Annotated in this window: 8 protein-coding genes; 3 read left to right on the top strand and 5 right to left on the bottom strand. The window is 37.1% G+C overall.

The annotated features are described in order from the left end of the window. The 3 genes from CYP51_RS01245 to ychF are packed head-to-tail and all read left to right on the top strand — an operon-like array spanning position 1 to position 3,141. Positions 1–606, top strand: coding sequence for a DedA family protein (locus CYP51_RS01245; protein WP_054196332.1), 606 nt, complete (start codon positions 1–3; stop codon positions 604–606). Beyond that, on the top strand, positions 587–2,038 hold the full coding sequence (locus CYP51_RS01250; RefSeq protein WP_054196331.1) for a leucyl aminopeptidase: 1,452 nt from the start codon (positions 587–589) through the stop codon (positions 2,036–2,038). Before CYP51_RS01245 ends, CYP51_RS01250 begins: the two co-directional genes overlap by 20 nt. Then, positions 2,038–3,141 carry a redox-regulated ATPase YchF gene (ychF, locus tag CYP51_RS01255; RefSeq protein WP_103624068.1) on the top strand — a complete coding sequence of 368 codons (1,104 nt, stop codon included), beginning with the start codon at positions 2,038–2,040 and terminating at the stop codon, positions 3,139–3,141. The genes CYP51_RS01250 and ychF overlap by 1 nt, the downstream gene beginning before the upstream one ends. 439 nt (positions 3,142–3,580) lie before the next feature. Here the strand turns inward: ychF and CYP51_RS01260 are convergent, their stop codons facing one another. The 5 genes from CYP51_RS01260 to CYP51_RS01280 all read right to left on the bottom strand — a co-directional run bounded on the left by CYP51_RS01260 (position 3,581) and on the right by CYP51_RS01280 (position 7,877). Then, positions 3,581–4,375: a phosphatidylserine decarboxylase gene (locus tag CYP51_RS01260; RefSeq protein ID WP_103624069.1), complete on the bottom strand. Its 795-nt coding sequence runs from the start codon at positions 4,373–4,375 to the stop codon at positions 3,581–3,583. Between the two features lies 1 nt (position 4,376). Continuing rightward, positions 4,377–5,489 carry a metallophosphoesterase gene (locus tag CYP51_RS01265; protein WP_103624070.1) on the bottom strand — a complete coding sequence of 371 codons (1,113 nt, stop codon included), beginning with the start codon at positions 5,487–5,489 and terminating at the stop codon, positions 4,377–4,379. 192 nt (positions 5,490–5,681) lie between these two features. Next, the gene (locus CYP51_RS01270) at positions 5,682–7,049 is read right to left on the bottom strand and encodes a multiheme c-type cytochrome (RefSeq protein ID WP_084040848.1); all 1,368 of its coding nucleotides are present in this window, start codon (positions 7,047–7,049) and stop codon (positions 5,682–5,684) included. A 9-nt stretch (positions 7,050–7,058) separates the two neighbouring features. Continuing rightward, entirely contained in the window at positions 7,059–7,631 is a 573-nt protein-coding gene (locus CYP51_RS01275) for a cytochrome c3 family protein (RefSeq protein WP_009294580.1), read from the bottom strand. Between the two features lie 120 nt (positions 7,632–7,751). Next, positions 7,752–7,877 carry a helix-turn-helix domain-containing protein gene (locus CYP51_RS01280; protein ID WP_141089676.1) on the bottom strand — a complete coding sequence of 42 codons (126 nt, stop codon included), beginning with the start codon at positions 7,875–7,877 and terminating at the stop codon, positions 7,752–7,754. Positions 7,878–7,879: the final 2 nt, after the last annotated feature.

Genomic DNA, 7,879 nt, shown 5'->3' on the forward strand with positions numbered 1-7,879 from the left:
ATGGAAGAGTTTTTTATAGAGCTGCTTAAAGAGTACGGCTACATCATACTTTTTGTCTGGTGTATCATGGAGGGCGAGATGGCCTTAATAATGGCTGGAATTCTCGCTCACACCACACATATGCACATCGCTCTTGCTATCTTTGTGGCTGGACTTGGAGGTTTTGTGGGTGATCAAATTTACTTCTACCTTGGCCGTTATAATAAAAAATACATCGCAAAAAGGCTTCACACGCAGCGGAGAAAATTTGCAGTGGCGCACATAATGCTGAAAAAATACGGCTGGCCGATCATCTTTTTGCAACGCTATATGTATGGCTTTCGCGTCATCATCCCGCTTTGCATAGGACTTACTGGCTATGACGCTAAAAAGTACGCCTTTATAAATTTAATCAGCGCTTGGTGCTGGGCGGCGATCACCACCATACCTGCTTGGATACTTGGCGAGCATATACTTGTGCTTTTGCAAGAAGCAAAAGAGCACTGGTACGTCGCTATCCCAGTGGTTGCTATATTTATGGGGCTTTTGATATATGCATTTAAGCGCATCGAAAATAAAATTTTAAACGAAAGGAGAGACAGAAGACATGCAGTTTCAAATAGTTGATAAGAAATTAAAAGATATAAAAGCTGATATTGAACTAATTTTCGTAGTAGATAAGGACTTAAAACATAAATTTATAGGCGATAAGGAGGCTATTAAATTTAACAATTACAAAGGCGAGAGCGTCCTTATCCTAAGCGAGGCAAAAAGGGCTTACGTGCCACTTTCTAAGCTTGATCTTGACGAGCTAAGAGTTGCAGCCGCTAAAGCTTATAATGCACTAAAGTCACTAAACATCAAGAGTATAAAGCTAGCTTCTTACGTAGCAGAGTGCCAAAAACTAAGCTTTGAGGTGCTAGCTGAGGGCTTTTTGCTTGGAAGTTATGAATTTAACAAGTATAAAGAAAAAAAAGAAAAATACACCCTAAAAGAGATCATCTTTTCTACTGAAGAATTTGCTGGCAAAAAGGTCGATCTAAAGACAGCAAATGAGGGCTTTAAAGAAGCAGAGATAATAGCAAATGCTACAAATTTCGCAAAAGATATCGTAAATGAAATTCCAGAAATTTACACACCACAAAAGATGGCCGAGGACGCGCAAAATTTAGCCAAAAATATCGCAAGCATAAAGTGCGAGGTCTATGACGAGAAATTTCTAGCAAAAGAGAATATGAACGCATTTTTGGCAGTAAATCGCGCAAGCGTGCATAAACCAAGACTAATTCACCTAACTTACAAGCCTAAAAAGTCTAAAAAACGCATCATCTTTGTCGGCAAAGGCCTAACATATGATAGCGGTGGCCTTAGCTTAAAGCCGGCTGACTACATGCTCACTATGAAATCAGACAAAAGCGGTGCAGCAGCGGCTCTTGGCATCATAAAAGGTGCTGCGGAGCTAAATTTACCATTTGAAATTCACGCCATTTTGGGTGCAACTGAAAATATGATTGGAGGCAACGCCTACAAGCCTGATGACGTGCTTATTTCAAGAAGTGGCATTAGTATAGAGGTGAGAAATACTGATGCAGAAGGACGTTTGGTGTTGGCGGACTGCCTAAGCTACGCTCAGGACTTTAAGCCAGATATCCTAATCGACATGGCAACCTTAACTGGCGCTTGCATCGTGGGACTTGGCGAATACACAACAGGCATCATGGGCAATAGTGAGAGTCTAAAAAGCGAGTTTAAAAATAAGATAAAAGATAGCGGCGAACTAGTGACTACGCTTGATTTTAACCCTTATCTTAGCGAGCTTATTAAAAGCCAGATCGCAGACGTTAGCAACTGCGCCTCAAGCAGATATGGTGGCGCGATCACAGCTGGCATGTTTTTAGATAAATTTATTAAAGATGAGTATAAAGATAAGTGGCTACACCTCGACATTGCAGGCCCAGCATACCGTGAAAAGGCTTGGGGATACAACCAAGCAGGTGCGAGTGGAGCGGGTGTGAGGATGAATTTATACTTTTTACAAGCACTTAGCAAGGAGAATTGATGGGACTTTCAGTTGGAATCATAGGCCTACCAAATGTGGGTAAATCAACGACATTTAACGCACTTACAAAGGCGCAAAATGCCGAGAGTGCGAACTATCCATTTTGTACGATCGAGCCAAACAAAGCCATCGTGCCAGTGCCTGATAAGCGCCTAAATGAGCTTGCCAAGATAGTTAATCCTAATAAAATTCAGTATTCAACCATCGAATTTGTCGATATCGCAGGTCTTGTAAAGGGTGCAAGCTCAGGCGAGGGGCTTGGCAATAAATTTTTATCAAACATCAGAGAAACCGAGCTTATCTTACACATCGTTCGCTGCTTTGAAGATGAAAATATTACTCACGTCGAGGGCAGCGTCGATCCGGTAAGAGACATCGAGATCATCCAAACCGAGCTGATACTAGCTGACATCGAGCAGCTAAACAAAAAGATAGAAAAGCTCACAAGAGAGGCGAAGGCAAATGCAAAAGGTGCAAAAGAGGCACTTGAGATAGCAAATTTACTTTTGGCTCACCTAAATGAAGGTAAAAGTGCAAGCGGCTTTGAACAAAAAGATAGTGAGGCATTTTTAGCGTTAAATAGAGAACTAAGACTTTTAAGCGCCAAAGAGGTAGTTTATGGTGCGAACGTCGATGAAGAGGGACTTAGCGAAGATAATAAATTTGTAAAAGCGCTAAAAGAGTACGCAAAGGCTTCAGATCATGAGGTAATCAAGCTTTGTGCCAAAGTAGAAGAGGAGCTAATAGGTCTAAGCGAAGAAGAGGCACACGAGTTTTTGGTATCTATCGGTACGAGCGAGAGCGGTCTTGAAAAGATCATAAGAACGTCTTTTGCAAAGCTAAATTTAATAAGTTATTTTACTGCTGGCGTCGTTGAAGTAAGAGCTTGGACGATCACAAAAGGCTGGAAAGCGCCGAAAGCAGCAAGCGTCATTCACAATGACTTTGAGAGGGGCTTCATTAGAGCTGAAGTGATAGGCTACGAGGACTATATCGCACATGGCGGTGAAAACGGAGCCAAAGAGGCTGGCAAAATGAGGCTTGAGGGCAAAGATTACATCGTACAAGATGGTGATGTTATGCACTTTAGGTTTAATGTTTAAATTTAGCCCTCTTTTGGGCTAAACAGCTAAAGTTTATTTAAGTCTTAAGCTATAAGTCAAATTTAAACTTCTTTATTATAGTTAATAAAAATTCTTTTAAAAAAATATACTAAGTTATCTTATGCCTTATTAATAATCTTTATTGATATATAAGCTTCTCTATACAAGTAATGATGTAAATGCTATCAGCTCTGTGATATCAATATAGGTTTTATAAGTAAAGATAATAGCTTGGTTACAGAGGTTGATGGTTTAATGAAGAACACATTAAAGCAAGAAAGATTTTGATAGATAAAATAATGTATTCATCATCTTTTACAAACTTTTAAATCTATAATAATTTTTTTTAAAGACTATATAAAACTTACCGCTAAAATCTAAGCAAATAGGATACCGGCCAAGTAAGGTATAAAAATTTTACTTATATGCCTAGCGTAATTTATTTTATAAACCCGATAGTCTCAGCAAATTTAAGCTCTTTATTTTCAAAGAGGTTGTACTCGATCGCATCTTTTTCGCTAAGTATCACGATAGTTGAGCCAAGCTCGAAATTCCCAAGGCACTCGCCCTTTTTGATATGTAAATTTTCATACTCGTAAATTTGTGTAAAATTTGCCATCGCATTTGTCTGTATACGCTCATCAAAACAAAATTTCATCTTTCCGACATTTAACGCACCTACAAAAACAAGCCAAAGTTTCTTACCATTTTTTATCTCACAAGATAGCGCTACGCGTTCATTCTTTGTATAAAGGCTGTCTACTTTTGCAAGCCATTTTGCAGCCACGCTGTAAAGCTTACCCGGAATGTATATGGCTTTTTTAATGGCAATATCGCAAGGCGCATGATAATGATGATAATCTTTTGGGCTAAGATAGATATTTGCAAAGTCATATTCGCCCTCAAGCTCACTCTGCCCCAATAGTTCGCTTACACTATACTCCATGCCTTTTATGCTAAAGGCCTTTAGTTCCTTTGTGCTACCAAAACTAAGACAAGTACCATCAACTGGGCTTATAAACATCTCATCTGCTGCATCAAAATCTCTTGGTTTTATGAGCCTTCTAGTAAAAAGCTCATTTAAATTTTTATATTCATTTGCTGGCTTAAACTCGCTCATATCTATCTTAAACAGCTTTATGTAAAAAGAATTTATGGCTTCTTGAAGTGGTTTGAAAAAGTTAATCTTTGCAACCTTTCCAAAAATTTGAGAAAACAGATTGTCTTTACTCATTTTATTCCTTACTTAAATTTAATATTGCAATCTCACTTGGAGCAAAAATTCTAACAGGAGGCCCCCAAAATCCAGCACCACTGCTAACATAAGCTTGCATTTTATCATTAATCTTATAAAGGCCATGTAAAAATCCCTGATCAAGTAAAACCAAAAGGCCAAAAGGGAAAATTTGACCAGCGTGTGTATGACCGCAAAGCACCAGATCAACATCTTGCTGCATTGATTTTATAAATTTTGGCTGATGAGAGAGCAAGATGGTAGGTAGCGATGGGTCACGTCCTGTCAATGCCTCATCTAAATTTGGCTCTAAATGTTTAAACCTAATGCCAGCCAAATCGTAAACGCCAGCTAGATTTATACTCGCAATTTTTTTGTTTTTATTACCTAAAATTTCTATGCCAAGAGAACTGATCTTTTCTAAAATGCCATCTATTCCGTGATAATATTCATGATTGCCAGGTACATAAAAAGTCCCATAAGTACTTTTAAGACTTTTTAATGGCTCTAGAAAATCTTCTATAAAAGCGGCATTTACATCAACTAAGTCACCCACTATCACTACGATGTCAGGATTTGCCAAATTTATGTCATTGACGAGTTTTTTAATAAAGTCTTTCTGTAAAAATTCTCCTATATGCACGTCCGTTATCATGGCTATTTTTAGGCTGCTTTGTAAATTTTTTATTTTTATATCTACTTGCCTTATCTTTGGTGGCATTAAAGCATTGAAAATACCTTTTAAAAAACAAGCAATTACAAAAATGACAAATGTAATATCAAAGCAAAATTTTATAAATTTTCGTCTTGTTGGACTAAAGCTACTTTTAGAAAAAATGCTACGTAAAATATCGTAAAATAGACTAACAGCAAACAAAAATAGTGAAAAACCTATGAGCGTACCAGCGATCAAATAAAGCTCAATGCTTAAGAATGAAAACCTGATCTGAAGAACAAATATAAACTCAAGAATACAAATAACATATAAAAGTATCCTGATTTTTGCAAGATGTGGTATAAAAAATGAAACCTTTTTTATGAAACGGTTATATGAATAAAAATTTATAAGAAAACTAAATATAAATGCTCCAATAATAATTCTCAAAAGTCCCAAAAATTCTCCTTGTAAAAATAAAAAATTATATTTTATATTTTTAAATTTGTACTATAAAAATTAATATCTTACTTTTAATGTTATTAGTCTTAAAAATTGTATAGTTTTGAACGTATAAAAAATGATTTAAGTTGAGTAAATCTAATAGTTATTTAAGAAAGTAAGGTGGGAGAAAACCCACCTTATAAAGAATTATTTAACTTTACCAGTCTCAATTCTTTGTTTGTATATCTCACGAAGTTTTCTTATATCATTTTTAACTTCGAATACACCGTGCCAGTGTGAGTAGTCAGGACCACCCATTAAAGCACCTTGTCTCATACGACGGCCTTCGTGGTGCCACATATGATAGTAAACATCTTGGAATTCATCTTCCCAAGCGTCTGCAAGTAGTAAGTTTTTAGCTTTCAACTCTTCAAGCATCTTAGTTGCTTCAGCATTGTAAACGTTATAAAGCTCTACTTGCTTATCACCCATAATGAAGAAGTTATCTGTATGAGTTGATGTATGGCAAGCTTTACAAACTAGCTTCATCTCAGCTCTTGCTGCTTCTGGTCCATTTGGATGACCTGCAAGTGGCGTTCCTATGGTTAGTTTGCCAGTTTTTTCGTAAACAACAGCAGCTTGTTCATCACCAGCTGTTCTTAGCTTACTGCTGACGCCCCATAGGTTCCATTTTAGTCTTCTTGAAACGTTGTGAGTTGTTGTTGTTTCACCAACACCACTCATGTGGCAAGCTGCACAAGTTGGAGCTCTAAAGTCTGGTACATCCCATGTATCAGGAGCAGCATCAAAATTCCATTTGTGAGCTTCGCTATTATAGATATGTCCGTGCATTGAGTTGTTAAAGATCTCAATATCTGGGTGATCAGGTCCAAGGTGGCAAGATGCACAAGCAGCTGGTTTTCTAGCTTCAGCTATGCTAAATGTGTGTGCGCTGTGGCATGATTTACATCCGCCTACGCCACCATCAGGATAAACATTACCTATACCGTAGTTTGGCCAAGTCTCTTTTGTAGGTTTGTGATCAGCGTCTAGTTTGATGACGGTTCCGTGGCACTGTGTACAACCAGTAGCGTCTGGAGCCATTTTGTATTCTGGATGATCCATACCTTCATAGTGATACATTAGTTTTACCATCGCAGGGTTAGCATACATTTGCATAGCACCTCTTGCGTGACCACTCTTAACAAATTCTTCAACCTCATTTTCGTGACACTTAGCACAAGTTTTTGGGCTAACTAGCATTGAAACATGGTTGTTAGAATCTTTTGGATGCACCTTAACTGAAGCCATAGGATTATCTGCATTTACAGAGTGACAATCCATACAACTTACGCCAACGTGAGCGTGGCGACTATTTTTCCAATCGGCAACTATGCCGGGTGTCTCTTTAGCGTGGCACTCAACACAGCTTTTTGATAAGTCTGACATTTTGTGAGCAACTTTAATGTTTTTTACAACATTAAGGTTTAAAGCATCAGATTTATTTGCATCCATGTTTGCGGCAAAGCCAAAAGACATTAGACAGGCTAATAACATTAGCGACTTTTTAAACATCTCTCCTCCTTACTTGGTTTTATTGTTTTCTTGTTTTTTAATTGCTTCAAATTTATCGATTTGTAGTCCTAAATTCTTGTGACCAACGTGCTCGTGGCAGTCAACACATGATTTTTTATTAGGATTTCCAAGAACGAAATAATCTCTATGTGGCAAGAATGATTTACCAGCTTGAATAACATTTTTTAAATTTGAGTGGCAAGTCAAACAGCCACTATCATAGACAAAGTGAGATGCATGCTCGCGTTTTTTGCGCCAGTCGATCTTGTCCGTATCTGTAAAAAATGTCTTATAACCATCATTTATCGATACTTTAAGTTTTGTAAGTACATAGGTATAGGCACTTGTATGATTTAGGTGACAGGCTGAACATTCAGCTTTTATGCCAAGCTTGTTATTGCCACCGTGTACATCTTCATGATATGCAGCATTCATAGGATCCATAGTGTGGCAAATGGTACAGATGTAGCCGCTACCAGTTGCATGAAGTGCATCAGCAATACCCATAGACGCAATAAGTCCGATCACAATGCCGATAATAACAGATGACCAAACAAAAAATTTCTTCTTAACTTCAGCCAAAATCTCCTCCTGAATTTATCAATATATCGTAAATTTTTACGAAAATTTTAAGTGAATGTTATCTAAAAAAATATAAATTTTTTCTTTAAGTAAATAAAAATATTTATTTGATATTAACTTTCAATAAGAATAAATTTCTTGCAGTCCACCCACATCTTTTTCCAAAATTTGGTTCTTTTCATCAAGTTTAACTAAACCATTTGTTTTAAATTTATTTAAAATTCTCGAAAAAGTTTCTGGAGTCATAT

It is taken from the genome of Campylobacter concisus (assembly GCF_002912895.1).
Classification (GTDB): domain Bacteria; phylum Campylobacterota; class Campylobacteria; order Campylobacterales; family Campylobacteraceae; genus Campylobacter_A; species Campylobacter_A concisus_G.